Genomic DNA, 24220 nt, shown 5'->3' on the forward strand with positions numbered 1-24220 from the left:
GTCACGGTTGGGTAAATATCATGCGGTCTCCCGGACCCGTTCGAGCGAGGCGCGCCTGGCCACCGTCCAGCCGATGCCGGTGCTGCACGCGGCGACCACGGCGAGCACCGCCGCGGCGACGACGGTGACCGGGACCCATGGCGTTCCGAGGTCGAGGGTGTCGACGCCGGGCGCCTCGGCGAAGAGCGGCACGATCGGCATGGACATGGCGGCTCCGACCAGGCCGCACGCGCCGCCGGCGAGCACGCCGAGGACCACGGCGGGGAGCTGCGCGGTCCAGCCCAGCCGGTGCACGTCCCGACGACGTACGCCGCCGAGCCAGAGGGTCGACAGGTCCCGGGCCGTGCGCCGCCAGCCGCTGACGGCCAGCACGGTGAGCAGGATGAGCGCGACGCCGATGGCGGCCAGGCCGACCACGAGCCCGAGCGAGACGCTCCAGGCGGGTGCCGACTGGTCGTAGCGCTGCCTGATCTCGGCGAGCCGCGTCGTGCTCACGACGCCGATGCCGTCGTGCTCCAGCGCGTCGACGACCGGGCCCAGGGCCGCGGTGTCCTTCGCCCACAGCTCGACCTGCAGGTCGCTCCCCGACGAGGCGGCCCGCCGGAAGACGTCGAGGTCGACGAGGGCGGCCCGGTCGGGTGCGCCGGGGATCCTCGGGACGACCGCGGCGGCCCGTCCGGCCTGCGGGCGACCGTTGAAGCCGGTGAGCACGAGGTCGGGCGTCGCGGCAGGGGCCGTGACGAGGGCCGGGACCTCCTCCGGCAGCCAACCCTGCGAGACGGAGACGCGCTCCTCGCCGCGGGTGTCGACGGCCAGGGTGAGCCCGTCGGCGATCCGGTGCGGGGTGGCCCGGTCGTCGGGACCCGGGCTCCAGGCGTCGCCGAGGGCGACGGGGGCGCCGTCGCTCCGGACGTCCTGCACGGTGACCGACCCGGTCACCCGCGACCCGCCGGTGGTCGAGAGCGTGAGACCGACGAGGTCGCAGCCGTCGTCGCAGCTCACGGGCGCGGTCAGCCGTCGCGAGCCCTCGCGGGGCACCGGCCCGAGCTCGGTGTGGGACCGAGAGCTGCCGGAGGCGAGGTCGGCGCCGAGCGTGACGGCGCCCTCGCCGGGCTCGCTCAGCCCCGGTGCGGTGGCCGTCACGGAGAGCGCCGTGCCCGTGAACGCCACCGGTGCGACGGCGCCGGCCTCCAGTGCCGCCCAGGCCTTCGTCCGCGCCAGGTCGTCCGCCAGGTCGCCCGGGAGCAGCGCGATGCGGCGGAAGTCGGCGGGGCGGACGGCCAAGGTGGGGACCGTCTTCGTCCCCTGGATCCGTACGACGGGCATGACGCCTGGCCTGTCACCGACCGCCTCCTCGACGGCCGTCAGGTCGTGGCTGGCGACGAGCGCGACGACCGGCGCGCCGGCCTCCTGCTCGGCGGCGGCCGTGCGGTTGCGGTCGGCGACCACCACCGCGTCGACCGAGAACACCGCGAGCGCCGCGGCGACCGTGAGGACGGTGACCGTGCTGCGCAGCGCCGGGCTGCGGCCGGCCTCGAGCAGTGCGACGGCGGTCCGTGCGCGGCCACGGCGCAACAGCAGGCGCCCCCACGCCGCCGTGAGCGGTGTCAGCAGGTGCGCCAGGAGCAGCCCGGTGAACAGCGCCACGATGCTGGGCGCCACGAGCGCGACCGGACCGTCGAGGCCGCCGCCGACGAAGAGGACGACCACGACCCCGCAGGCGACGACCAGCACCGCGTCGACCGCGCCCACCCGCCAGCCGCGCCGGGCCGAGGAGCTCCGGCGCAGCAGCGCGTCGACCGGCATCCGGCCGACCCGGCTCGCGGCCAGGAGGATCGTGAGCACGAGGACGGCGATCACGGCGGCGACCGCGAGGAGGACCGGCAGCCGGAGCTCGACGCCGGCGTCCCCCGGCAGCAGCCGTGCTGCGAGCGCCCCGCCGGCCCAGGCGGCCGCGACGCCGGGGACCAGACCGAGACCGACCGCCGGCAGGAGCTCGGTGAGGACCAGCCGGCCGCCACCCCGCACGCCGCGGCCCCGGAGCCGGGCGACCGCCACCTCGTTGCGGCGCAGGTCGGTGACCGCGACGAGCGCGAGCCAGAGGACGACCAGGCAGAGCAGGCCGAGCTGCGCCATCAGCAGCGGCACGATGACGTGGGCGTCGTGCTGCTGGGACCGGACGTCGGCGGCGGTGTCGGTCAGCCCGGTCGTCAGCTGCACGCGCGGCCCCGACGTCGATCGCGCGAGGCTCGTGCGCAGTGCGGACAGCTGGTCGCCCAGCCGGAGCAGCTCGTCGACGCCGACGCGCTCGGGGCGCAGGCGAAGGCCGACGTACGACGTGGCGACCGGGAGCCGTCGGCCGCTCGTGAAGGTCTGCTCGACGGTCAGCCACGCCTCGTGCCGTTTCATCACCGGCACGTCCTCCGTGGTCGTGCCGGAGAAGCCGGTCAGGTCCTGCACGAACCAGGAGGCGTCGGGGTCGCTGTAGGCGCCCACGACGGTGAGGTGGCGGCCCGGGGGAGCCTCCGTGCCGGGGGAGAGCTCCGAGGCCTGCACGCGTCGTCCGACCGCCAGGTGGAAGTAGTCGGCGTCGGCCGCGCTGACGAGGATCTCGCCCGCCGCGCGCGGACACCGGCCGTCGACGATCTCGACGTGCTCGCACGCGGCGGTGCGCCACATCAGCTGTCCGACCGACACCTCCGTCCCGACGCGATGGGTCAGCGTGTCGGTCCACCCCAGCACCGGCGGTCCGTACGACGCCCGGGCACCGGGCGGCACGCGGTCGAGCAGCTCGGTCGGCTCCGGCGGGACGGCCGGCTTCTCCGTCGACCACCGGGCGGCCTCACGCTGCGCCGCCTCGAGCTGGACGCCGGAGAGCAGCGGCGTCGTGTGCGCCAGCCGGACGTCGACCAGGCTCTGCAGCATCACGCGGTCGTAGAGCGGCGCGAACACGGCGCAGGCGGTGACCAGCGCCGCCAGGACCGCCAGGGCGGCCGCCTGCCCCTTCCGGTACCTGAGCGCCGCCCACACGAGGGCGAACTCTCCCATATGACGTGGGTCACACTCGGGAACCGATGGACCAATGCTTGGTAACAGAGCCATGACATACTTGGTGTGGCTCAAGAAGTGGGCCTCCTGACCCGAGGAGGTTCCTTTGACGACCCCACCCGCAGGACTTCCCGAGGCGGATGCCGTGACAGAGCAACTGCCGTTCGATGAGGCGGCCAAGGCCTTCCGGGCCCTCGCCGAGCTCGTCTACCAGGCCGACTCCTACGCCGAGGTCTACGACGCCATCTGCCGGACCGCGCTGAGCGCCGTCCCGGGCTGCGACCGGGCGTGCGTCATGACGATGCGGGCCGGCGAGCCGCCGGTCTGCGAGGCCGCCACCGATCCGATCGCCCGTCGGATCGACGAGATGGAGCGGCAGGTCGGCGAGGGGCCGTGCGTCGACGCGATCCTGACCCAGCGCTACGAGTGCGACGCCGACATCAGCATCGGCCCGACCTGGCCCCGGCTCGCCGAGCGGGTCCTGGCGGAGACGCCGGTGCGGGGGATGGTCGGCTACCGGATCCTCGTCGGCAGCCGGAAGGCGGGCGCACTCAACCTCTTCTCCGACACCCCGGGAGCCTTCACGGCCGAGGCCGGCAGCATGGGCGCGATCATGGCTGCCTTCGCGTCGGTCGCCCTCGCGGCGGCAGCTGAGCACGAGAGCGCGCGGAGCCTCCGTGACGCCCTCGACAGCAACCGCGAGATCGGCAAGGCGATCGGCCTGATGATGGCCACGCACGGCATCAGCGACGAAGACGCGTTCAACATGCTGCGGGACGCCTCCAGCAAGCTCAACCTCAGGCTGGCGATCGTCGCGCGGCGCCTGGTCGAGAAGCACAACGACGATGCCCCGGACGCGGTCTGAGGTGACGGCGCAGCCTCCGCAGAGGCCGTTGCGCGTCGTCGTCGCCAGCCATCGCGAGATCCTCGCGCGCGGACTCGTGGCGATCCTGGCCGACCATCCCGAGGCGGTCGCCGTCAGCGTCGGCGCGAGCCTGCGCGGTGTCGGGCCGGCCGTCGACGTCGTCCTCTACGACCTCGCGCTGCTGGACGACTCCGGCCCGACCCCGCTCCGGGAGCTGGTGCGGGCGTCGGCCGGTCGGGTGATCGGCCTCGCGGAGTCGATCGACGGTCCGCACCGGCACGTCGTCGACGAGCACGGGCTCGCGGGGTTCCTCCCCACCGACGTGCACGCCCAGGAGCTCTTCGGCGCCATCGCGGCCGTCGCCGCAGGCCGCCTGCTGCCTCGTGCCGTCGAGGACGCCGGGCCGCTCACCCGGCGCGAGGCCGAGATCGTGGGCCTGATCGCGCAGGGGCTCTCCAACGACGAGATCGCCGCCAAGCTGGTCATCAGCCACAACACGTTGAAGAGCCACATCCGCCAGGCCTATCGCCGGATCGGCGTGTCCACCCGGGCACAGGCGGTGGCCTGGGCCAACCAGCACGGGCTGGGCTGAGTCGCCGGCCGTTCGTCCGGCTACTCATCCGGCAGGGCCTCGGCGGTTACCGGCAGCCCATGACGTCCTCGCCCGAAGCGCTCGCCGAGCCTCTCGTCCCCGCTCCACCCGGGCCTGCCCCCGACGGTCCCGAGGGGTTCCTCGACTGCCGCGGGCACTGGCACTCCTGGAGCGAGGAGGAGGCGTGATGCACCTGCCCAAGCCGCGTGGCGCGTTCAGCGAGCAGGTGGTGGCGACGCTCGCCTCGGGCGACCCCACCGGTGTCGGCCGCGCCCCGGAGCCCGAGACTGCGGAAGACGCGGCCCTCGCGCTGTGGTCTCTCTACGAGCTGTCTTACCGCGGCTTCGAGGAGGTCGACGACCGGCTGGAGTGGGCGCCGGAGCTCGTCGCCGTCCGGCGCGCCCTCGAGGAGGACCTCGAGGCACGGCTGCGCTCGCGCTGGAGCGGCACGCCGTCGTACGAGGGTGACTTCGCGGCCGCCTTCTTCGCCGAGGTGGAGGGTCACGACGGCCCGTCGCTCGCGCGCTTCGTGCAGCGCGACGCGACCGCCGACCAGGTGATGGAGCTGCTGCAGGCGCGCTCGGTCTACCACTTGAAGGAGTCCGACCCGGTCGCTTTCAGCGTGCCGCGGCTGCCGGTCGCGCCGCGGGCCGCCCTGATGGAGCTGCAGTACGACGAGTACGGCGGCGGCCGGCCGGACCGGCTGCACGCCCACCTGTTCGCCGGGGGACTCGCCGCGCTCGGCCTCGATCCCCACGAGGGCGCCTACGTCGACCAGGCGCCGCTGTCGGTGCTGGAGCAGAACAACGCGATGAGCCTCTTCGGGCTCAACCGGCGGCTCCGGGGCGCCTCGGTCGGCCACCTGGCCGCCTTCGAGGCGACCAGCTCGGGTCCCTGCCGACGCATGTCCCAGGGCCTCGCGCGGCTGGGGCTCGCGGAGGAGATGCGGGCCTACTACGACGAGCACGTCGAGGCCGACGCGGTGCACGAGCAGCTCGCCGTGCGCCTGATCTGCGCACCGCTCGTCGCGGCGGAGCCCGAGACGGAGGGCGACGTGTGGTTCGGCGGGTTCACGTGCCTCGACCTCGAGGACCGGGTCGCGCGTCACTACCTCGAGCGCTGGGGGGTCTCGGCATGAGCGAGACCGCGACGCCCGACGTCGTCATCTGCCCCGGCGGCCCGCTGCTGCTGCGCGGGGAGCACCTGGTCCAGGACGAGGACGGCGTCGACCACGAGACCACGCGGCCGGTCTCGGCCGTGTGCCGCTGCGGGCGCTCGGCGACCAAGCCGTGGTGCGACGGGACGCACAAGGTCATCCCGGAGAAGCTGCGCCCCTAGGGTGGCCCCATGCCGGCTCGACCGGGGGCCGTGGGGCCGCCGCACCTCGTCCTGCCGGACTTCGACGCCGTCGTACGCCGGGCGCGGGCCGTGGCGGGAGACGCGGGGCGCCACGTCATCGGCATCACGGGCAGTCCTGGGGCCGGGAAGACGACGCTGGCCCTGGCGCTGGTCGGTGCGCTCAACGCCTCGGCACCTGACCGGCGGCCGTGGGTCACGCACGTCCCCATGGACGGCTTCCACCTGGCCGACGTCGAGCTGACGCGGTTGGGTCGGCTCGACCGCAAGGGCGCGCCCGACACGTTCGACGCCGAGGGCTACGCGGCGCTCCTGGAGCGCCTGCGGGACGCCCGAGACGGTGAGACCGTCTACGCGCCCGCCTTCGACCGTGACATCGAGCAGCCGGTCGCCGGGGCGATCCCCGTCCCGCCGGACTGCCGCCTGGTGGTGACCGAGGGCAACTACCTGCTGGTCGACGAGCCGCGGTGGCGCCGGGCGCGGGCCGCGCTCGACGAGGCATGGTTCTGCGACCTCGACGACGAGACGCGTCGGCGGAGGCTGGTCGAGCGGCACGTGGAGTTCGGGAAGACCCGCGCCCAGGCCGAGGCCTGGGTCGCCGGTGTCGACGAGCCCAACGCGGTGGCGATCGCGGCGACGCGGGCGTTCGCCGACGTCGTGGTCGCCGCCTCGGCGTCCGAGCCGCGGTAGCCGGCAGCGCTGTCGGTGCCCTGTGCGAGGCTCGGGACATGCCCGAACGCCCGGATGTGCCGCCGGAGTGGGTCCGCCGGTTGAGCGACCTGCTGCTGCGGTTCCCCGAGTGCGTGGAGCGGGACGCCTGGACCGGTGTGTCCTGGCGGGTCGGCCAGGCGACGGTGGCGCACGTCTTCGGCGGTGAGGACCAGCTGTTCCGGGTGACGTTCCGGGCCGAGCCCGACGAGGTGATGGCGTTCGAGCACCTCGGGGCGCCCTACTTCCGCGCCTCCTGGGGCCGCAACGTCGTCGGTCTCCTCCTCGACGACGACACCGACTGGGGCGAGCTGGCCGAGCTGCTCACCGACTCCTACTGCCTCCAGGCGCCCGACCGGCTGGCCAGCCAGGTCCCGAGACCGGCCTGACGGCGCCCCCGCGGCGGGGATGTGTGGTCCCACAGCGGCGGGGCGCCGCGCTTCCCCGGCCTGCTCTTGCTACGGTCGGCGTAGGTATTGTCCGATGGGGGGGTCGCGTGGACCTGGGCACGACGGTGTCGGGGAGCGTCTCATGACGTGGCGCGAGAGGTCCTTCGACCTGCCCTTCGCTCCTGAAGCCGCGCGGCACGCGCGGTCGCTGGTGCGCCAGTGCGCGGCCGAGCTCTCGGCAGACGTCGCCGACGACGCCGAGCTGGTGGTGTCGGAGCTGGTCACCAACGCGGTCGTGCACGGCATGCCGAGCATCCGGCTGACGGTCGTCGTCGAAGACGACCGGTTGACCGTCCGCGTCGCCGACGGCAGCAGCCGCCTTCCGGCACGAGCGGCGACCCCGACGACGGATGCGCTTTCCGGGCGCGGACTCGAGATCGTGGAGCTGCTGTCCGCCGCGTGGGGGACGGAGCCGGATCGGGTGCGCGGAGGCAAGACCGTATGGTCTTGTGTCAAGGACTCCGCGCGGACCGATGCGGACCGCGTCATCGGAGTGGGACAGATAGAGGGTGGAACGGCATGGAACTGACGATCGCGACGGCAGGGTCGGAGCTCACGCCGAAGGGCTCCATCGATCTCGTGAGCCGTCACGAGCTCGTCGACGCGGGCCGGGCGGTGCTCGACGAGCACGGAGCCCTGGTCCTCAACATGAAGGGTGTCGACTTCATGGACTCGGTCGGGGTCGGCGCGGTCATCGAGCTGGCCAAGACGGCCTCCTCGCGCGGCGCCACCTTCGCGCTCATCGAGCCCTCGCCGCCCGTGCAGCGTGTTCTCGCGGTGACCGGTCTGGCTGACGCGTGGCCCCTCGAGAACCCCACCGACACCGTGTGATGACCCGTCTCGGACCCGGTGCGCCCCGCCAGGTGTCGTGTCGCCGTACGACGCCTTGGCGGTCGTGCCGGTGATCGCCCATGCCGTCGCGCCCGGCGACAGCGCCGAGACCTATCCGGGTCTGAGCAGCCTGCTGGACCGGGTGCGCTCCACGATGCGGGCCGACACCGCGACCGTCCTGGTGCTGGACCGCACCCGGACGCTCCTGGAGCCGGCCGCGACCGTCGGCCTCGACCGCACGTTGCGCCGGGCCCGGCGGGTCCCGCTGGGTGAGGGGTTCGCGGGTCGGGTCGCCCAGACCCGTCAGCCCGTGTCGTTGACCCACGTCGACCGCTCGACGGTCCTCAACCCGGTGCTGCTCGACCACGGGGTCCGCTCGTTGCTCGGCGTACCCGTCATGGACGGCAGCGAGCTGCTGGGCGTGCTGCACGTCGGCTTCCTCCAGCGGCACGACGCCACCGACGCCGAGACCCGGGCGCTGACCGAGTTCGCGGCCGAGCTCGGCGCGGTGCTGCACGACCGCTTCGTCGACGCGGCGCACACCGCCGCGCTGACGCTGCAGCGCAGCCTCCTCCCCACCGCCGTCAGCGCGCCGAGCGGCATCTCCATCGCAGCCCGCTACGTCCCGGCCGACGGCGAGCTCGGCGGTGACTGGTACGACGTCTTCACACTGCCCGACGGGCGGCTTGGCGTGGTGATGGGCGACGTCGTCGGCCACGGTTTGGACGCCGCCATCGTGATGGGCCGCCTACGGAGCGCGCTGCGCGCCTACGCGCTCGACCACGACGACCCGGCCGAGGTCCTCTCCCGCCTCGACCGCAAGATCTGCCACTTCGAGGCGGGGGCGCTCGCCACCGTCTCGTTCGGCGTCTCCGCCGCGCCGTTCACGACGTGGCGCTTCAGCTCGGCGGGGCACTACCCGCCGCTCGTCGGTACGCCGGGGGAGCCGGCGACCGTGGCCGACGTGCCGAGCGATCGACTGCTCGGCGTCTCGCCCGACGCCGCCCGGCGGAGCACCGTGCTGACGGTGCCGCCCGGCGGCTCGCTGTGCCTCTACACCGACGGTCTCGTCGAGCGCCGCCCGGCGGCCGACGCCTTGTTCACCGACGCTGTGGCCGACAACACCGCGCGGCTGGCGACCGCCCTGATGGATGCCGGGGACCCCGAGATGGCCTGCATCCGGGCGCTCTCCGACGTCGTCGGCGATCACATCGCGGAGGACGACATCGCCGTCCTCGTGGCGCACGTCGACGCCGTCTGAGCGGTGCGGCTAGCGTGCTCGACGTCGGGCCAACCGCGCGAGTTCACGACAAGGGGCACCCATGTCCGCCGTCATCGAGATCGACAAGCTCACCAAGACCTTCGGTCCCGTCCGTGCCCTGGACGAGTTCGACCTGACGGTCCAGCCCGGTGAGATCGCCGCGTTCCTGGGCCCGAACGGCGCCGGCAAGTCGACGGCGATCAGGGTCCTGCTCGGCCTGCTGAAGGCGGACTCGGGGTCGATCGACCTGCTCGGCGGCGACCCGTGGCGCGATGCCGTCGCCCTGCACCGGCGGATCGTCTACGTGCCGGGCGACGTGAACCTCTGGCCGCAGCTCACCGGGGGAGAGGCGATCGACGTCCTGCACCGACTGCGCAGCGGCGTGAGCATGCGCCGCCGCGACGAGCTGATCGACCGCTTCGAGCTGGACCCGTCGAAGAAGGGGCGCACCTATTCCAAGGGCAACCGCCAGAAGGTGGCGCTCGTCGCCGCGCTCTCCTCCGACGTCGAGCTCTACGTCCTCGACGAGCCGACGTCGGGGCTCGACCCGCTCATGGAGAAGGTCTTCCAAGACTGTGTACGCGAGCTGCGCGACCAGGGCCGCACGGTGCTGCTCTCCAGCCACATCCTGGCCGAGGTCGAGAAGCTGTGCGACACCGTCACCATCATCCGCAACGGTCGGACCGTGCAGGCCGGCCGCCTCGCCGACCTGCGGCACCTGACCCGCACCCGGGTCGCGGCGACGGTGAGACGGGACCCGGCAGGGCTGGCCACGCTGCCGGGCGTCCACGAGCTCGTGGCCGAGGGCGGCGGCGAGGTCTCCTTCAAGCTCGACTCCGAGCACACCGGTGAGGTCATGAAGGCGCTCGCCGCGCTCGACCTGGTCGGCATCACCAGCAACCCGCCGTCGCTCGAGGAGCTGTTCCTGCGGCACTACTCCGACGAGACCGACCGATGAACCGCGTGTCCTCGTCCTACGCCGGCTTCGCGGCGCTGCTGCGGCTCGCGCTGCGCCGCGACCGGGTCAAGCTGCCGGTCTGGATCGTCGCCCTCGGGATCATGGCGTTCTACGTGACCAACGCGCTCCGCGTCGCCTATCCGCACGAGAGCGACATCAAGGCGATCACCGGCTTCATGAACAGTCCGGCGGGCACCGTGATGAGCGGTCCGGGCTACGGCCTCGACCACCCGACGCACGCGACCGCCTTCGCCGCCGTCTACACGCTCTACCTCTTCCTCGGCGCGGCGTTCATGTCGGTGCTGCTGGTGTCTCGGCACACGGCCGCTGAAGAGGAGTCGGGGCGGCTGGAGCTGGTGCGGGCGGCCGAGGTCGGGCGGCACACGCCGCTGGCGGTGGCCGGCGCGCTGGTGGCCGGCTCGAGCCTGGCGCTCGGCGTGGTCAGCGCGCTGTGCGTGCTCCCGGCCGGCTACGGCGCCGCGGGGACGTGGCTGTTCGGCGCGAGCATGGCGATGATCTCGCTCGTCTTCGGCGCCGTCGCCCTCGTCACCGCCCAGATCACCGAGCACTCGCGCTCGGGGACAGGGCTGGCGTCGCTGGTCATCGGTGTCGCCGTGGTCGTCCGGGGAGCGGGCGACGTCCTGCAGGAGCACGGGAGCTGGCTCTCGTGGCTGTCGCCCATCGCGTGGGCCCAGCAGACCCGGATGTTCTACGACGACCGCTGGTGGCCGCTCCTCCTCGGTGTCGTGCTGGCGGTGGCGCTGTTCGCCGTCGCCGGCGCGCTGCAGGCGCACCGCGACCTGGGCGCCGGTCTGCTCCGGCCTCGGCCCGGGCACACGCACGCGCCGGCGTACCTGCGGAGCGTGCTCGCCCTGGCGCTGCGTCTGGAGCGGGGAGCGATGCTCGGTTGGGGAGCGGCGACGCTGCTCCTCGGCGCGATGTACGGCGCCCTCACCGACTCGGTCCAGTCCTCGCTCGGCGACGTCGACAACGACCTCCTGGTCCACGCGCTGGGCGGCGACGCCGACCGTCTGGTCGACGGCTACCTCGCGACTTGCACGCTCGTGAACGGCTACGTCGCCCTCTGCTATGCGCTCGTCGCCGCCCACCGCCTGACCACCGAGGAGCGCGCCGGCCGGTCCGAGATCGTCCTCGCGACCGCGGTGAGCCGCCCCGGGCTCCTGCTGGCCGGCTTCACGACGTCGATGGTCGGGACGACCGTCCTGCTGCTGCTCTCCGGCCTCGGTCTCGGCGGCACCGCCGCCCTGGTGACCGGACGAGGCGGCTATCTCGGCGACGGCCTCCTGGGAGCGATCTGCTACCTCCCGGCGATCGCGTTGCTCGTCGGGATCGGCGTGCTCGGCTTCGGGTTCCGGCCGGGCTGGCTCAACCTCGCCTGGATCGCCGCGGTCTACGCGATGGTGGTCGGCTACCTGGGCTTCGCGCTCGACCTGCCGGACGCGCTGCTCGACCTCTCGCCGCTCAGCCACGTCGCCGCCGTACCCCTGGAGACGCAGGCGCCGCTACCCCTCGTCGTGCTCGCCCTGATCGCAGCGGCTCTCGTCGCGGCGGCGGTGGCGCGCTTCCGGAGCCGGGACGTCGTCACGGGCTGACACCGCCGAGGCGACGACATCCGTGCGGCCGCCACGCGATCGCGCGGGAGCCCGCGCTGCGTGACCGCGACAGCCGACGGTCACCCCGGTGCTCGTCGCCGACGTGTGCGAGAGCCAGACCCCCACAGGATCGAGCGCGCGGACCACCGGCCCTGGCGCGGTCAGGGTGGCGCGTGATGATGGAGGGGTGAACCGTCTCGGAGCAGCGACCAGCCCCTACCTCCTGCAGCACCAGGACAACCCGGTCGACTGGTGGGAGTGGGAGCCGGCGGCCTTCGACGAGGCCCGTCGGCGGAACGTGCCGGTGCTGCTGAGCGTGGGGTACGCCGCCTGCCACTGGTGCCACGTCATGGCGCACGAGTCGTTCGAGGACGAGGCGACCGCTGCCTACCTCAACGAGCACTTCGTGCCGATCAAGGTCGACCGCGAGGAGCGGCCGGACGTCGACGCCGTCTACATGGCGGCCACGACGGCGATGACAGGGCAGGGCGGCTGGCCGATGACGGTAGTGCTCGACCACGACGGCAACCCGTTCTTCGCCGGCACCTACTTCCCTGACCAGCCGCGGCACGGGCAGCCGGCCTTCACCCAGGTGCTCCAGGCGCTGTCGGACGCGTGGGAGAGCCGGGGGGACGAGATCCGTCAGGTGGCCGAGAAGGTCCGCTCCCACCTGTCCTCCGTGGGCGCGTCGCTGGGTGGGTCGGCGCTGCCGACGGACCGGATCGTCGCGGGGGCCGTGGACAGGCTGGCCGAGGAGTTCGACCCGATGGCGGGTGGTTTCGGCGGCGCACCGAAGTTCCCGCCCTCGATGGTCCTGGAGTTCCTGCGGCGCGAGGGCTCCGACCGCGCCCGGCACATGCTCGACCGGACCGTCGCGGCGATGGCCCGAGGCGGCATGTACGACCAGGTGGGCGGCGGCTTCGCGCGGTACGCCGTCGATCGCGGCTGGGTGGTGCCGCACTTCGAGAAGATGCTCTACGACAACGCCCAGCTGGTCGGTCTCTACGCCCGGCTCGGCACCACCCTCGGTGACCGCGTGGCGCGGGAGACCGCCGACTTCCTCCTCCGCGAGCTGCGGACGCCCGAGGGCGGCTTCGCCTCGGCGCTCGACGCCGACACCGAGGGCGTCGAGGGCCGCTTCTACGTCTGGACGCCCGCGCAGCTCGTCGAGGTGCTGGGGGAGGAGGACGGCGCGTGGGCGGCCGAGGTCCTCGAGGTGACCGACGCCGGCACGTTCGAGCACGGCGCCTCCACGCTCCAGCTCCGCCACGACCCCGTGGGGGCGGAGGAGCGCCTGGCCGACGTACGCCGCCGGCTGTTCGAGGCACGCGCCCAGCGGACCGCGCCCGCCCGTGACGACAAGGTCGTCGCCGCCTGGAACGGACTCGCCATCAGCGGCCTGGTCGCCGCCGGGCTCCGCCTCGCCGAGCACGCGTACGTCGACGCCGCCATTGCCGCGGCCGACCTGCTCGTCCGCCTGCACGTGCCCGAGGACGGGCGGCTGCTGCGGGTCTCCCGCGACGGCGTGGCCGGCCGGCATGCCGGCGTGCTGGAGGACTACGGCTGCGTCGCGGCCGGCTTCCTCGACCTGCTCCAGGCGACCGGCGACCCGGTCTGGCTGCAGCGGGCGACGGCGCTGCTCGACACCGCGCTCGAGCGGTTCGGCGCCGTGGACCCCGAGACGGGGTCGGGGCAGGCGGGGTTCTTCGACACCGCCGCCGACGCCGAGACCCTGGTGGCCCGGCCACGCGACCCCTCCGACAACGCCTCGCCGAGCGGCCTGTCGGCGACGGTCCACGCGCTGGCGACGGCCCACGCCGTGACCGGGGAGGGCCGCTACCGCGACGCCGCCGAGGCCGCGCTGGCGTCGGTGAGCGGGCTCATGGAGCGCGCCCCACGCTTCGCGGGCTGGTCGCTGGCCGCCGCCCTGACGATGGCCGACGGCCCGCTCGAGGTAGCGGTCGTCGGCCCGGCCGGCGCCGAGCGCGACGCGCTCGCAGAAGCGGCCCGGCGGCTGCCCGGCGCGGTGGTGCTGGTCGCCGACGGACCCCGCGACGACGTCCCGCTGCTCGCCGGTCGGGTCCCGCTCGACGGTCGGCCGGCGGCGTACGTCTGCCGCGGCTTCGTCTGCGAGCGTCCCGTCACCACGCCGGACGACCTCCTCGCCAGTGTCGGCTCGTGATGCTCAGATGAGTGCGTGATCTCGGACCTGCGCCCGCAACCCCACCGCTTCCACGACGGCGGCACCGACAGCGAGCCGCCCGACGTGGACGCCCCGCCGCAGATCGTGCTCGAGCGCGAGGTGCAGGGTGAGCGGGAGGTGTTCCGGATGCTGCGCCGGATCGGCTACAGCGACGAGGAGTACGGCGAGCTGCTGGTGCCCGCCCACCTCGACTCGTTCCGCACCGACCTGGCGTCGGTCCCGACACTGTTCACGTGGCTCGTCCCCAAGACCGGCAGCATCCTGCCGCCGGCGCTGCTCCACGACGGCCTCGTCGACCGGCCGCAGGACTATCTCGGCCGCCCGCTGGACCGGCCGGCGGCCGACCGGGTGTTCCGCCGGGCGATGCGTGACACCCACGTCGGCGCAGTGCGCCGCTGGCTCGTGTGGGCGGCCGTGACGCTGGCGACGATCCACGTCGGCACACCGTCGTGGAGCCGGCTGCGCCACGTGCGCTACGTCGTCGCGGCCGACGGCACGCTGGCCGTCATCGCCGCGCTCGGCACGATCGCCACGCTGGACCTCTTCGACGTACTGGACTGGCTGCCCTGGATGGGTGACCGGCCGTGGGAGCTCGAGCTCGTCGGCGGGCTCGCCGGCGCCGTCGTCATCCCGCTGCTCCTGGCGCTGACCTGGGGCCGGTTCGCGGCCGCAGGCGCGATCGGTGGGATCTCCCTCGCGGTGCTGCTCCACGTGACGGTCGCGCTCGTCGCCATCACACTGCTCTACCAGGCGACTGAGGTGCTCGCGCGCCGTACCCCGGTCGCGGTCGCGATGGCCGGAGCGGTCGTCGTCCTGTCGTGCGCGGTGCTGACCGGGCTGCTCGTGGCCTCGGCCTAGGGAGTCGTCACCGCAGGGCGTAGGTCGCCATCGAGACGCCCGTGTAGTGGGCGACGAAGGCGAGCACCGTGAACGAGTGGAAGACCTCGTGGAAGCCGAACCAACGCGGCCACGGGTCGGGGCGCTTGAAGCCGTAGACCACGCCGCCGAGGGTGTAGAGCGCGCCGCCGACGCAGATGAGCGTGAAGACGGCGATGCCGATGCCGACACCGAGGGCCGTGGCACCGCTGAAGAACGACGGGAGGAAGAAGATGGCCGCCCAGCCGAGCGCGATGTAGATCGGCACGTAGAGCCAGCGCGGGGCGTTGGTCCAGAAGACCCGGAACAGCACGCCGAGCACAGCGCCCGACCAGACCACCGACAGCAGCCACACGCGGGCGCTGCCGTTGAGCAGCAGCAGTGAGAACGGCGTGTAGGAGCCGGCGATCAGCAGGAAGATGTTGGAGTGGTCCCACCGCTTGAGGAAGGCGTGGGCGCGGGGGCCCCAGTGGCCGCGGTGGTAGACCGCGGAGACGCCGAAGAGCAGCAGCGCGGTCGCCGTGTAGGCGATCGCCCCGACCTTCGCGCGGCCGGCCGGAGCGAGCACGATGAGCACGGTGCCGGCGGCCAGGATGAGCGGCACGCTGGCGGCGTGCAACCAGCCGCGCAGCTTCGGCTTCACCTCGGCGATCGTGTCGCTGACGCTCTCGGTGAACTGGTCGAACCGGTCACGAACGGCGTCGCGGCCACGCTCGCGAGCACGGTCGAGGCGGACGTTGATCGGGTCGCTCATGTGCAGACGGTACCCGGCGCGTGGTTGCCGCACCGTGCCGACTCCCACCGTTTACGCTGGGAGTCGTGGCCGATTGGAAGCGAGGGCTCCGCAGGGTGCTCTACCCCGCCTACGAGGCGCGCATGGTCCGCAGGCTGCCGGACGACAACCTGCCGAAGCACGTCGGCGTCATGCTCGACGGCAACCGACGGTGGGCGAAGGCGGTCGGCCGCGACACCGCGCACGGACACCGCGCCGGCGCCGCCAACATCGAGCCGCTGCTGACCTGGTGCGACGAGGTCGGCATCGAGGTGGTCACGCTCTGGCTGCTCTCCACCGACAACCTCAACCGGTCCGAGGCCGAGCTCGGCCCGCTCCTGCAGATCATCGAGGAGGCGGTCGACTCCCTCGTCGACCAGCGCCGCTGGCGGCTGCACCCGGTCGGCGCGCTCGACCTGCTCCCGGCGCACACCGCCGAGCGGCTCAAGGCGGCCGAGGAGGAGACCCGCGACGTCGACGGCATGCTCGTCAACGTGGCGGTCGGCTACGGCGGGCGGCGCGAGATCGCCGACGCCGTACGGTCCCTCCTCATCGAGCACGCCGAGCGCGGTACGTCGCTCGAGGAGCTCGCCCAGATCATCGACGTCGAGCACATCGCCGACCACCTCTACACCAAGGGCCAGCCCGACCCCGACCTCGTCATCCGTACGTCGGGGGAGCAGCGGCTCGGCGGGTTCCTGCTGTGGCAGAGCGCGAAGTCGGAGTTCTACTTCTGCGAGGCCTACTGGCCCGACTTCCGGCGGGTCGACTTCCTGCGTGCGCTCCGCGCCTATGCCCAGCGCGAGCGCCGCATGGGCCGCTGACGGCACTCCTGAACAGGTCCTGAAGCGCTCCCGTGGCGAAATCAACTGTTCACCCACGCATGCGGGCGTGTCGCGATTTCCGGGTACCGGTGCGGCGTACTTTCACACCAACGGCGAGTGGGGAAGCTCGCCGCGCTGGGAGGGCCGTTCGTGAGCATTCACGACCTGGAGATTCGACACGGTGACCCGTGCCGTCTCGCGGGAGGCCGGCACCCCGGCCTTCGGTCGACCCGGTCCGTCTGCGTGAACTGAGGACCGGGGCGAGGGGTGCCTGCCTGCGGTCCGTGAGGGGTGAACCGCGTGGCAACCCAGGCCAAGACCTCCCGTTCCACGACGACCTCGGCCACCAAGCCGTCGGTGCGGACCTACGTCCTCGACACCAGCGTGCTGCTCGCCGATCCCGGGGCGCTGCGGCGCTTCGCCGAGCACGAGGTCGTGCTGCCCGTCGTCGTCATCACCGAGCTGGAAGGCAAACGGCACCACCCCGAGCTGGGCTTCTTCGCGCGGGCCGCGCTGCGCACGCTCGACGACCTGCGCGTGTTCCACGGCCGCCTCGACCAGCCCGTCCCCGTCGGTGACGAGGGCGGCAGCGTGCGCGTCGAGCTCAACCACACCGACCCCACGGCGCTGCCCTCGGGCTTCCGGCTCGGCGACAACGACACGCGGATCCTCGCCGTCGCCAAGAACCTCGCCGAGGAGGGCGCCGACGTCGTGCTGGTCTCCAAGGACCTGCCGCTGCGGATCAAGGCGTCGGCGGTCGGCCTGGAGGCCGAGGAATACCGCGCCGAGGCGATCTCGGACTCCGACACCGGCTACTCGGGCATGGCCGAGCTGGACGTACCCGCCGGCGAGCTGGACGAGCTCTACGACGACGGCGTGGTCGACCTGGAGGAGGCGCGCGAGCTGCCGTGCCACACCGGCCTGGTGCTGCTCTCCGACCGCGGTACGGCGCTCGGGCGGGTCGGACCCGACAAGCAGGTCCACCTCGTCCGCGGCGATCGTGAGGCGTTCGGCATCCACGGTCGCTCGGCCGAGCAGCGGATCGCGCTGGAGATGCTGCTCGACCCCGAGGTCGGCATCGTCTCGCTCGGCGGGCGTGCCGGCACCGGCAAGTCGGCGCTCGCGCTCTGCGCGGGCCTCGAGGCCGTGCTCGAGCGCCGCCAGCACAAGAAGGTGGTCGTCTTCCGCCCGCTCTTCGCCGTCGGCGGGCAGGAGCTCGGCTACCTGCCGGGCACCGAGGCGGAGAAGATGGGGCCGTGGGGCCAGGCGGTCTTCGACACGCTGGGCGCGGTCACCTCGCAGGAGGTCGTCGAGGAGATCCTCGCCCGCGGGATGCTCGAGGTGCTCCCGCTGACCCACATCCGCGGTCGATCGCTGCACGACTCGTTCGTCATCGTCGACGAGGCGCAGTCGCTGGAGCGCAACGTCCTCCTCACCGTGCTGTCCCGCATCGGCGCGAACTCCAAGGTGGTGCTCACCCACGACGTCGCCCAGCGCGACAACCTCCGGGTCGGGCGCCACGACGGTGTCGTCGCCGTCGTCGAGAAGCTCAAGGGCCACCCGCTCTTCGCCCACGTGACCCTGACCCGCTCCGAGCGCTCGCCGATCGCAGCGCTCGTGACGGAGATGCTGGAGAACTACGTGCTCTGACCTGACCTCGCGATCCGGCCCCACGCGCCGAGGCCCTGTGACATGGGCCTCGGCGCGTCGTGCTGATGAGATGCGTGTTACGGATGTGACTCGAGGGAATGATTTCGTTCACTTCGTGCACGAAATTCGCGCGTTCCGTTTGCAGGCCTTGGATCGGTCAGGCATGGTGTTCGACGTTGTGTCCCGAGACCCCGAGGGTTAAATCTTGTCGAAGCATGCCGCACCCAGGCACCGCAAGGCGTCTGAGCGCTCGGTCCTCGACGCACCCCGGAAGGCGGTCCGCACGACCGTCGTGCTCGGTGGCCTGGCCGCCGCAGCGACCGGCACCGTCGTCGCCGGGGGCCTGACGATCGGAGGCGGCGACAGCTCGCTCGCCGCCGCCAACGTGAGCGGACCGACCCAGCACACCGCCGATCCCGCGACGTCGTCGACGTCCACGCCGACCGCCGCCGCGCCCGTACGCCGGCAGGTGAGCGTCTCCCGGTCCAGCGACCGGCGTGCCGCCGCCGACCCCGCCAAGGCCGCCGCTCTCGCGGCGGCCGCGCCGTCGCGGGTCCAGGCGTTCGCCAAGACCGAGGACGCGGCTGCCGGCGACCCCAAGGCGATCGCCAGCGCGCTGCTCGGCGACTTCGGCTGGGACAGCTCGCAGATGAGCTGCCTGGACAGCCTGTGGACCAAGGAGAGCGGCTGGAACGTCCACGCCGACAACGCCTCCTCCAGCGCCTACGGCATCCCGCAGGCGCTGCCCGGGTCCAAGATGGCGTCGGCCGGCCCGGACTGGCAGAACAACCCGGTCACCCAGATCAAGTGGGGCCTGGGCTACATCCAGAGCCGCTACGGGACCCCGTGCAACGCCTGGGGCCACTCCGAGTCCAGCAACTGGTACTGAGCCCCCGGAGCCGCCCGCTGCGGCTCAGGGGTGCGTCATCGACTCCACGTCGAGCGCCTCGTCGAGCTGGTCCAAGGTCAGCACGCCCCGGTCGACGTACCCGAGCTTGAGCACGGTCTCGCGGATCGTCGCGCCGTCGGCGAGGGCCTGCTTGGCGATCTTCGCGGCGTCCTCGTAGCCGACGTACTTGTTGAGCGGCGTGACGATCGAGGGCGAGGACTCGGCGTAGGCCCGGAGCCGTGCGCGGTCGGCCGTGATGCCGTCGACCGTACGCCGGGCGAGCACCGTCATCGATGCGGAGAGCAGCCGGATCGACTCGAGCACGTTGCGGGCCATGACCGGCATCGCGACGTTGAGCTCGAAGGCGCCCGAAGCGCCGGCGGCGGTCACCGCCGCGTCGTTGCCGATCACCTGGAAGGCGACCATGAGCGTCGCCTCGGGGAGCACCGGGTTCACCTTGCCGGGCATGATCGAGGAACCCGGCTGCAGGTCGGGCAGGTGGATCTCGGACAGGCCGGTAGTGGGCCCGGAGGACATCCAGCGCAGGTCGTTGTTGATCTTGATCAGGCCGACGGCGAGCGTCTTGAGGACGCCGGACAGCTCGACGAGGGAGTCGCGCGTGCCCTGCGCCTCGAAGTGGTTGCGCGCCTCGGTGAACGGCTGCGCCGTCGCCTCCGAGAGCACGCGGATGACCGCCTGCGGGAAACCGGCCGGGGTGTTGATCCCGGTGCCGACGGCGGTCCCGCCGAGGGGCAGCTCCCGCACGCGGGGGAGTACGGCCTCCAGTCGCTCCGCCGCGTAGCGGACCGTGGCGGCATAGCCGCCGAACTCCTGCCCGAGGGTCACCGGCGTCGCGTCCATCAGGTGGGTCCGCCCGGACTTGACCAGGCCGGCGAACTCCTCCGCCTTGCGCTCCAGCGAAGTGGCCAGCACGTCGACGGCCGGAAGGAGCTGCTCCGTCACCGCGACGGCGGCCGCCACGTGGATGGCGGTCGGGAACGTGTCGTTGGACGACTGGCTGGCGTTGACGTGGTCGTTGGGGTGCACGGAGACGCCGTCGCGTGCGGCCAGCGAGGCGATCACCTCGTTGGCGTTCATGTTGGAGCTCGTCCCCGAACCGGTCTGGAAGACGTCGATGGGGAACTGGTCGTCGTAGCGACCGCTGACGATGCCGGCCGCGGCCTTCCGGATCGCGGTCGCCTGCTCCTCGCCGATCACGCCCAGGTCGGCGTTGACGGTCGCGGCGGCGGCCTTCACGTGGGCGATCGCGTGGATGAGGTCCGCCTCGAGCGGGGTGCCGGAGATCGGGAAGTTCTCGACCGCGCGCTGCGTCTGGGCCCGCCACAGGGCGTCCTTGGGCACCCGGACGTCGCCCATGCTGTCGTGCTCGATGCGGAACTCGTCAGTCACGTCTGGCATAACCCCGTTGTACCCCGTCACGCGCCGGTCAGTGTCGGGGTGTGACCGGTCAGACGTGGCCGACGTAGAGCCAGTAGGTCTCCGCCCGGCCCTGCAGGTCGACGTCATAGGCGACCGCCTCGCTGCGCCAGCGCCCGAAGACCCGCTCCATCGTGGCCCCGAGGCCGGGCGCCTGCGCCGCGCTCCACACGACGACCGTCCCGCCCGGGCGCGTGGCGCGCCTGGCCTGCTCCAGCGCCGCCGCCTCGTAGAGGTCGGCGTTGGCGTCGTGCACGAGGTAGCCGGGGCCGTTGTCGACGTCGAGCAGCACCAGGTCGTACGTCGACCCGGCGCTGACCGCCAGGACCTGCGCCACGTCCCCGACGGTCACCGTGACCCGCGGGTCGGCGAGCAGGTCGCTGCCCGGCACCGTCCCGTCGCGCATCCAGCCGGGGAGCGCCTCCTCGATCTCGACGACGGTGACCCGCTCGACCCGCCCGTCCTCGAGCACGGCGCGCAGGGTGAAGCCCAGCCCCAGGCCGCCGACCAGCACGGTCGCGGGGCGGGCGTGCAGCTCGAGCGCCCGGGTCGCGAGCGCCCGCTCGGTCGACGTCTCGACGGTGTCCATGACGAACACGCCGTTGGCGCGCAGCTCCAGCGTCCCGTCGGGTCGTCGTCGGAGGACCAGCTCGCCCCGCTCGGACTCTGCGCGTGCGACCTCGTCCACCGGACGATTGTCTCATGCTGGTTTGTTCTAGTAACATGCGAACTATGTTGCTGCGCGTCGATCCCGGCTCGAGCGTCGGGCTGGCCGAGCAGATCGCCGGCCAGGTCCGCGGGCAGGTGGCGGACGGGGCGCTGCGGCCCGGTGACCGGCTCCCGCCGGCGCGGCAGCTCGCCGCCGGGCTGGACGTCAACATGCACACGGTGCTGCGCGCCTACGCGATGCTCCGCGACGAGGGCCTGGTGGAGCTGCGCCGCGGTCGCGGTGCCCACGTCACGGCCGCCGCCAGCGAGCAGAGGACCGCTCTGCGCAACCAGGTGCGCGAGGTGGTGTCGAGCGCCACCCGACTGGGGCTGTCCCGTGACGAGCTCCTGGACGAGATCAGGAAGGCATTCCCATGACGACACGGCTCCGGGCCCTCGCGGCCGCCACCGTGCTGGCGGTCGCGCCGACCGCCCTGCTGGTGGTCTGGCTGGTCGTGCGCGACGACCTGCCCGCGCGACTGGCGACCCACTTCGGCCTCGACGGCACCCCGAGCGCGTTCCAGCCCGCTGGTGTCTTCGTGGGCTGGATCCTGCCGCTCACCGCCGTGATCGCCGCGGCCGGCGTGGTCGTGGTGACCAGGCTCCGGGCGCCCGGCACCCCGGTGCTCGCCGGAGTCCTCGGCTACCTCGCCTGGCTCTTCGCAGCAGTCGGCGCGGACACCCTGCTGTCCGCCCGCGGGGTCGCCGACCCCGGGGACATCCGCTCCGGCGCCGGGCACATCCTCGCGCTGGTCGCGGTCGGCGCAGCCGCCGGACTGCTGGTCTGGCGCCTCACCCCCCTGGGGCCGCGGCCGGACACGACCGGGGAGCGTCCCCCGGCTGTCCCGGTCGCGCCGGGGGAGCGGGTGGTCTGGCTCGGCAGCGCGACTTCCACGGTCGCCGGTCGGATCGCCGGCGCCCTCGCCCTCGGCGGCATCGTGCTGTTGGCCCTGTCGTGGTTCGTCCCGAGCGACGCGTTCGTCCTGCTCGCCCTGGTCGGTGGCACCCTGCTGCTGGTGGCGCTGGCCGTCGGCTGGTGCCGCTGCGTGCACGTCAGGGTCGACAACGACGGCGTCGTAGCACGGCTCGGCGGACTGCCCTGGCCGGCGTTCGCGACGCCGATGGAGCGGATCGAGGGCGCGAGCGTCGAGATGATCGAGCCGCTGAGGTGGGGCGGATGGGGCTACCGCCTGGGGCCGCGCGGGTCGGCGATCGTCGTCCGCCGTGGCCCGGGGATCGTGCTGAGGCGGACGGGGCGGAGCGACCTCGCGATCACCGTCGACGACGCCGAGACCGCGGCTGCGCTGGTCGACGGGCTGGTCGCCGTACGTCGCTGACGTCGGCGGTCGGCGCGCCCCTGATCGGCGCCGGCCGGGAATGATGCGGGCATGGACATCGCGCTCATCGCGGTCATCGGCGTCTGCTGCATCGCGGCGGTCGACGTCTTCTCGTCGCGTCTCGGCGTCGCGGCGCCGCTCCTGCTCGTCCTCGTCGGAGTCGTGGTCAGCCTGGTGCCCGGCGTGCCCACCATCGAGGTGGAGCCGGAGGTGATCCTCGCCGGCGTGCTGCCGCCGTTGCTCTACTCGGCGGCGGTCTCGATGCCGGCGATGGACTTCCGACGCGACCTGCGCGCGATCAGCGGCCTGTCGGTCGTGCTCGTCGTCATCAGCTCGCTGGTGCTCGGGGTGTTCCTCACGTGGGCGATCGACGGCATCGACCTGGCGACCGGCATCGCGCTCGGCGCGATCATCAGCCCGACCGACGCCGTCGCCACGTCGATCGCCCGCCGGCTCGGCGTACCCCCGCGGGTCATCACCGTCCTCGACGGCGAGAGCCTGCTCAACGACGCGACCGCGCTGGTGCTGCTGCGCTCGGCGATCGCCGCGACCGGGGTGGGCGTGTCGCTCCTGGGTGTCGCCGGCGACTTCGTCTGGGCGGTGGTGGCCGCGGTCGTCGTCGGCGTCGTGGTCGGCTGGGCCAACCTGCGGGTGCGGGCGCACGTCGAGGACGCGGTCGTGAGCACGGCGATCTCGTTCGCGGTCCCGTTCGTGGCCTACCTGCCGGTCGAGCACCTGGGCGGGTCCGGCCTGGTCGCCGCCGTCACGGCCGGCCTGTTCACCGGCCAGGGCGCCCCGCGGCACCTCCCGCCTCGTCACCGGCTCGCCGAGGACCAGAACTGGCGCACCGTCGAGCTGCTGCTCGAGGGCGGCGTCTTCCTCCTCATGGGCCTCCAGCTGCGTGGCGTCGTCGAGGACGTGCAGGACGCGCACGGCGTCCTCACCGCGGTGTGGATCGCCGCGGTGGCCGCGCTGCTCGTCAACCTCGTCCGGACCGTGTACGTCGTCCCGCTGCTCGCCAGGCTGCACCGGCGAGCCGCCCGGGCCGGTGGCCGCCGACCGCAGGTAGCGGCGATCGGCTCCCGGCTCGACGCGGGGGAGCTGCAGCCGCCCAGACGGCGCAACGAGCGTCGAGCCGAGCACCACGAGGAGCGCGTCGCGTGGCGAGCGGAGATGCTGCGCACGAGGATCCGGCGCAGCCTCGCCGACATCGACTACCTGGCCGGGGCGCCGATGGGCGTGCGTGAGGGCGCGGTCCTGGTGTGGGCCGGCATGCGCGGTGCCGTCACCGTCGCGGCGGCCCAGACGCTCCCTCGCGACACGCCGCAGCGCTCGCTGCTCGTCCTCGTCGCGTTCGCCGTCGCCGCCGGCACCCTGCTCGTGCAGGGCGGCACGCTGCCCTGGCTGGTCCGCCGGCTGGGGCTCGCGACCGGTCAGACGGACGACGACCCCGATCGGCTGGCACTCCTGGAGCTGCTGTCGGCCGCCGCCGAGTCGACGCTGGACGACCCCGACCTGCGCCGTCGCGACGGGTCGGCGTACGACCCGAGGGTGCTGCGACAGATGCGGCGCCGCAACGTGCTCCCCGAGGAGGAGGCGGACTACGAGGCGGCCCGTGAGCTCGGCGACCAGTACACCGAGCTGCGGCTGCGCGTCATCGACGCCATGCGCGAGTCGCTGCTGCAGGCCCGCTCCGACGGCGTCTACGCCTCCGCCACCATGGAGGAGACGCTCCGGATCCTCGACGCCGAGCAGATCACCACCGAGCTGCGCGGTGGGCGGGTGGAGGAGTGAGGCGCCGCGTCCGTGGGTCCCGGCCAGGGCGCGCACGGACGCCTGAATG

The 24220-nt window shown here is 73.0% G+C and carries 23 protein-coding genes; 19 read left to right on the forward strand and 4 right to left on the reverse strand.

From position 1 onward, the window contains the following. Nucleotides 1–18: 18 nt before the first annotated feature. On the reverse strand, nucleotides 19–3048 hold the full coding sequence (locus QDS12_RS12210) for an FtsX-like permease family protein (RefSeq protein WP_279879287.1): 3030 nt from the start codon (nucleotides 3046–3048) through the stop codon (nucleotides 19–21). A 145-nt stretch (nucleotides 3049–3193) separates the two neighbouring features. Here QDS12_RS12210 and QDS12_RS12215 point away from each other — a divergent pair, with 145 nt between their 5' ends. The 13 genes from QDS12_RS12215 (at nucleotide 3194) to QDS12_RS12275 (ending at nucleotide 14742) form a co-directional block, all read left to right on the forward strand. Further along, nucleotides 3194–3913, forward strand: a complete 720-nt coding sequence (locus QDS12_RS12215) for a GAF and ANTAR domain-containing protein (protein ID WP_279879288.1) — start codon at nucleotides 3194–3196, stop codon at nucleotides 3911–3913. Between the two features lies 1 nt (nucleotide 3914). After that, nucleotides 3915–4505, forward strand: a complete 591-nt coding sequence (locus QDS12_RS12220) for a response regulator transcription factor (protein ID WP_279879289.1) — start codon at nucleotides 3915–3917, stop codon at nucleotides 4503–4505. A gap of 187 nt (nucleotides 4506–4692) precedes the next feature. Then, nucleotides 4693–5643: an iron-containing redox enzyme family protein gene (locus tag QDS12_RS12225; RefSeq protein ID WP_279880434.1), complete on the forward strand. Its 951-nt coding sequence runs from the start codon at nucleotides 4693–4695 to the stop codon at nucleotides 5641–5643. Beyond that, nucleotides 5640–5843 (forward strand): CDGSH iron-sulfur domain-containing protein, encoded by a 204-nt coding sequence (locus QDS12_RS12230; RefSeq protein ID WP_279879291.1) that lies wholly within the window; start codon nucleotides 5640–5642, stop codon nucleotides 5841–5843. Before QDS12_RS12225 ends, QDS12_RS12230 begins: the two co-directional genes overlap by 4 nt. 9 nt (nucleotides 5844–5852) lie before the next feature. Beyond that, a complete protein-coding gene (locus QDS12_RS12235; protein WP_279879292.1) occupies nucleotides 5853–6551 on the forward strand; it encodes a nucleoside/nucleotide kinase family protein in 699 nt (232 codons plus the stop codon). Nucleotides 6552–6589: 38 nt separating this feature from the next. Beyond that, complete coding sequence (locus QDS12_RS12240; RefSeq protein WP_279879293.1) at nucleotides 6590–6958, forward strand: MmcQ/YjbR family DNA-binding protein; 369 nt, start codon at nucleotides 6590–6592, stop codon at nucleotides 6956–6958. A 142-nt stretch (nucleotides 6959–7100) separates the two neighbouring features. Then, nucleotides 7101–7547, forward strand: a complete 447-nt coding sequence (locus tag QDS12_RS12245; RefSeq protein WP_279879294.1) for an ATP-binding protein — start codon at nucleotides 7101–7103, stop codon at nucleotides 7545–7547. After that, nucleotides 7538–7849, forward strand: coding sequence for an STAS domain-containing protein (locus QDS12_RS12250; protein ID WP_279879295.1), 312 nt, complete (start codon nucleotides 7538–7540; stop codon nucleotides 7847–7849). The genes QDS12_RS12245 and QDS12_RS12250 overlap by 10 nt, the downstream gene beginning before the upstream one ends. A gap of 37 nt (nucleotides 7850–7886) precedes the next feature. Further along, nucleotides 7887–9110 (forward strand): GAF domain-containing SpoIIE family protein phosphatase, encoded by a 1224-nt coding sequence (locus tag QDS12_RS12255; protein ID WP_279879296.1) that lies wholly within the window; start codon nucleotides 7887–7889, stop codon nucleotides 9108–9110. 61 nt (nucleotides 9111–9171) lie between these two features. Beyond that, on the forward strand, nucleotides 9172–10068 hold the full coding sequence (locus QDS12_RS12260) for an ABC transporter ATP-binding protein (RefSeq protein ID WP_279879297.1): 897 nt from the start codon (nucleotides 9172–9174) through the stop codon (nucleotides 10066–10068). Next, entirely contained in the window at nucleotides 10065–11681 is a 1617-nt protein-coding gene (locus QDS12_RS12265; RefSeq protein WP_279879298.1) for a polyketide antibiotic transporter, read from the forward strand. Before QDS12_RS12260 ends, QDS12_RS12265 begins: the two co-directional genes overlap by 4 nt. A gap of 187 nt (nucleotides 11682–11868) precedes the next feature. Continuing rightward, a complete protein-coding gene (locus QDS12_RS12270; RefSeq protein WP_279879299.1) occupies nucleotides 11869–13863 on the forward strand; it encodes a thioredoxin domain-containing protein in 1995 nt (664 codons plus the stop codon). 15 nt (nucleotides 13864–13878) lie between these two features. Continuing rightward, nucleotides 13879–14742 carry a DUF1353 domain-containing protein gene (locus QDS12_RS12275; protein WP_279879300.1) on the forward strand — a complete coding sequence of 288 codons (864 nt, stop codon included), beginning with the start codon at nucleotides 13879–13881 and terminating at the stop codon, nucleotides 14740–14742. Nucleotides 14743–14749: 7 nt separating this feature from the next. Here QDS12_RS12275 and QDS12_RS12280 read toward each other — a convergent pair whose 3' ends face one another. Continuing rightward, the gene (locus tag QDS12_RS12280; protein ID WP_279879302.1) at nucleotides 14750–15514 is read right to left on the reverse strand and encodes a hemolysin III family protein; all 765 of its coding nucleotides are present in this window, start codon (nucleotides 15512–15514) and stop codon (nucleotides 14750–14752) included. Between the two features lie 65 nt (nucleotides 15515–15579). Here QDS12_RS12280 and QDS12_RS12285 point away from each other — a divergent pair, with 65 nt between their 5' ends. From QDS12_RS12285 to QDS12_RS12295, 3 genes are all read left to right on the forward strand, one after another. Continuing rightward, on the forward strand, nucleotides 15580–16356 hold the full coding sequence (locus QDS12_RS12285) for an isoprenyl transferase (RefSeq protein WP_279879303.1): 777 nt from the start codon (nucleotides 15580–15582) through the stop codon (nucleotides 16354–16356). 300 nt (nucleotides 16357–16656) lie between these two features. Further along, nucleotides 16657–18006 carry a PhoH family protein gene (locus QDS12_RS12290; protein ID WP_279879304.1) on the forward strand — a complete coding sequence of 450 codons (1350 nt, stop codon included), beginning with the start codon at nucleotides 16657–16659 and terminating at the stop codon, nucleotides 18004–18006. A 205-nt stretch (nucleotides 18007–18211) separates the two neighbouring features. Further along, a complete protein-coding gene (locus QDS12_RS12295) occupies nucleotides 18212–18895 on the forward strand; it encodes a lytic transglycosylase domain-containing protein (RefSeq protein ID WP_279879305.1) in 684 nt (227 codons plus the stop codon). 24 nt (nucleotides 18896–18919) lie between these two features. Here QDS12_RS12295 and QDS12_RS12300 read toward each other — a convergent pair whose 3' ends face one another. After that, complete coding sequence (locus QDS12_RS12300) at nucleotides 18920–20314, reverse strand: class II fumarate hydratase (protein WP_279879306.1); 1395 nt, start codon at nucleotides 20312–20314, stop codon at nucleotides 18920–18922. 49 nt (nucleotides 20315–20363) lie between these two features. After that, nucleotides 20364–21020, reverse strand: coding sequence for a hypothetical protein (locus tag QDS12_RS12305; protein ID WP_279879308.1), 657 nt, complete (start codon nucleotides 21018–21020; stop codon nucleotides 20364–20366). Nucleotides 21021–21064: 44 nt separating this feature from the next. On the opposite strand from QDS12_RS12305, the gene QDS12_RS12310 reads away from it, so the two are divergent. From QDS12_RS12310 to QDS12_RS12320, 3 genes are read left to right on the forward strand one after another with little or no spacing between them, the layout of a single operon-like run. Then, a complete protein-coding gene (locus tag QDS12_RS12310; protein WP_279879309.1) occupies nucleotides 21065–21418 on the forward strand; it encodes a GntR family transcriptional regulator in 354 nt (117 codons plus the stop codon). Beyond that, on the forward strand, nucleotides 21415–22377 hold the full coding sequence (locus tag QDS12_RS12315) for a DUF1648 domain-containing protein (protein ID WP_279879310.1): 963 nt from the start codon (nucleotides 21415–21417) through the stop codon (nucleotides 22375–22377). The genes QDS12_RS12310 and QDS12_RS12315 overlap by 4 nt, the downstream gene beginning before the upstream one ends. 51 nt (nucleotides 22378–22428) lie before the next feature. After that, on the forward strand, nucleotides 22429–24171 hold the full coding sequence (locus tag QDS12_RS12320) for a sodium:proton antiporter (protein ID WP_279879311.1): 1743 nt from the start codon (nucleotides 22429–22431) through the stop codon (nucleotides 24169–24171). Nucleotides 24172–24220: the final 49 nt, after the last annotated feature.

It is taken from the genome of Nocardioides sp. CER19, assembly GCF_029846275.1.
GTDB lineage: Bacteria > Actinomycetota > Actinomycetes > Propionibacteriales > Nocardioidaceae > Nocardioides.

Excerpts from the sequence above, each read along its gene's own strand:
- QDS12_RS12210 (WP_279879287.1), bottom strand. The coding sequence starts at position 3,048 with ATGGGAGAGTTCGCCCTCGTGTGGGCGGCGCTCAGGTACCGGAAGGGG.
- QDS12_RS12225 (WP_279880434.1), top strand. The coding sequence starts at position 4,693 with ATGCACCTGCCCAAGCCGCGTGGCGCGTTCAGCGAGCAGGTGGTGGCG.
- QDS12_RS12230 (WP_279879291.1), top strand. The coding sequence starts at position 5,640 with ATGAGCGAGACCGCGACGCCCGACGTCGTCATCTGCCCCGGCGGCCCG.
- QDS12_RS12235 (WP_279879292.1), top strand. The coding sequence starts at position 5,853 with ATGCCGGCTCGACCGGGGGCCGTGGGGCCGCCGCACCTCGTCCTGCCG.
- QDS12_RS12240 (WP_279879293.1), top strand. The coding sequence starts at position 6,590 with ATGCCCGAACGCCCGGATGTGCCGCCGGAGTGGGTCCGCCGGTTGAGC.
- QDS12_RS12245 (WP_279879294.1), top strand. The coding sequence starts at position 7,101 with ATGACGTGGCGCGAGAGGTCCTTCGACCTGCCCTTCGCTCCTGAAGCC.
- QDS12_RS12250 (WP_279879295.1), top strand. The coding sequence starts at position 7,538 with ATGGAACTGACGATCGCGACGGCAGGGTCGGAGCTCACGCCGAAGGGC.
- QDS12_RS12260 (WP_279879297.1), top strand. The coding sequence starts at position 9,172 with ATGTCCGCCGTCATCGAGATCGACAAGCTCACCAAGACCTTCGGTCCC.
- QDS12_RS12265 (WP_279879298.1), top strand. The coding sequence starts at position 10,065 with ATGAACCGCGTGTCCTCGTCCTACGCCGGCTTCGCGGCGCTGCTGCGG.
- QDS12_RS12280 (WP_279879302.1), bottom strand. The coding sequence starts at position 15,514 with ATGAGCGACCCGATCAACGTCCGCCTCGACCGTGCTCGCGAGCGTGGC.
- QDS12_RS12300 (WP_279879306.1), bottom strand. The coding sequence starts at position 20,314 with ATGCCAGACGTGACTGACGAGTTCCGCATCGAGCACGACAGCATGGGC.
- QDS12_RS12310 (WP_279879309.1), top strand. The coding sequence starts at position 21,065 with ATGTTGCTGCGCGTCGATCCCGGCTCGAGCGTCGGGCTGGCCGAGCAG.
- QDS12_RS12315 (WP_279879310.1), top strand. The coding sequence starts at position 21,415 with ATGACGACACGGCTCCGGGCCCTCGCGGCCGCCACCGTGCTGGCGGTC.
- QDS12_RS12320 (WP_279879311.1), top strand. The coding sequence starts at position 22,429 with ATGGACATCGCGCTCATCGCGGTCATCGGCGTCTGCTGCATCGCGGCG.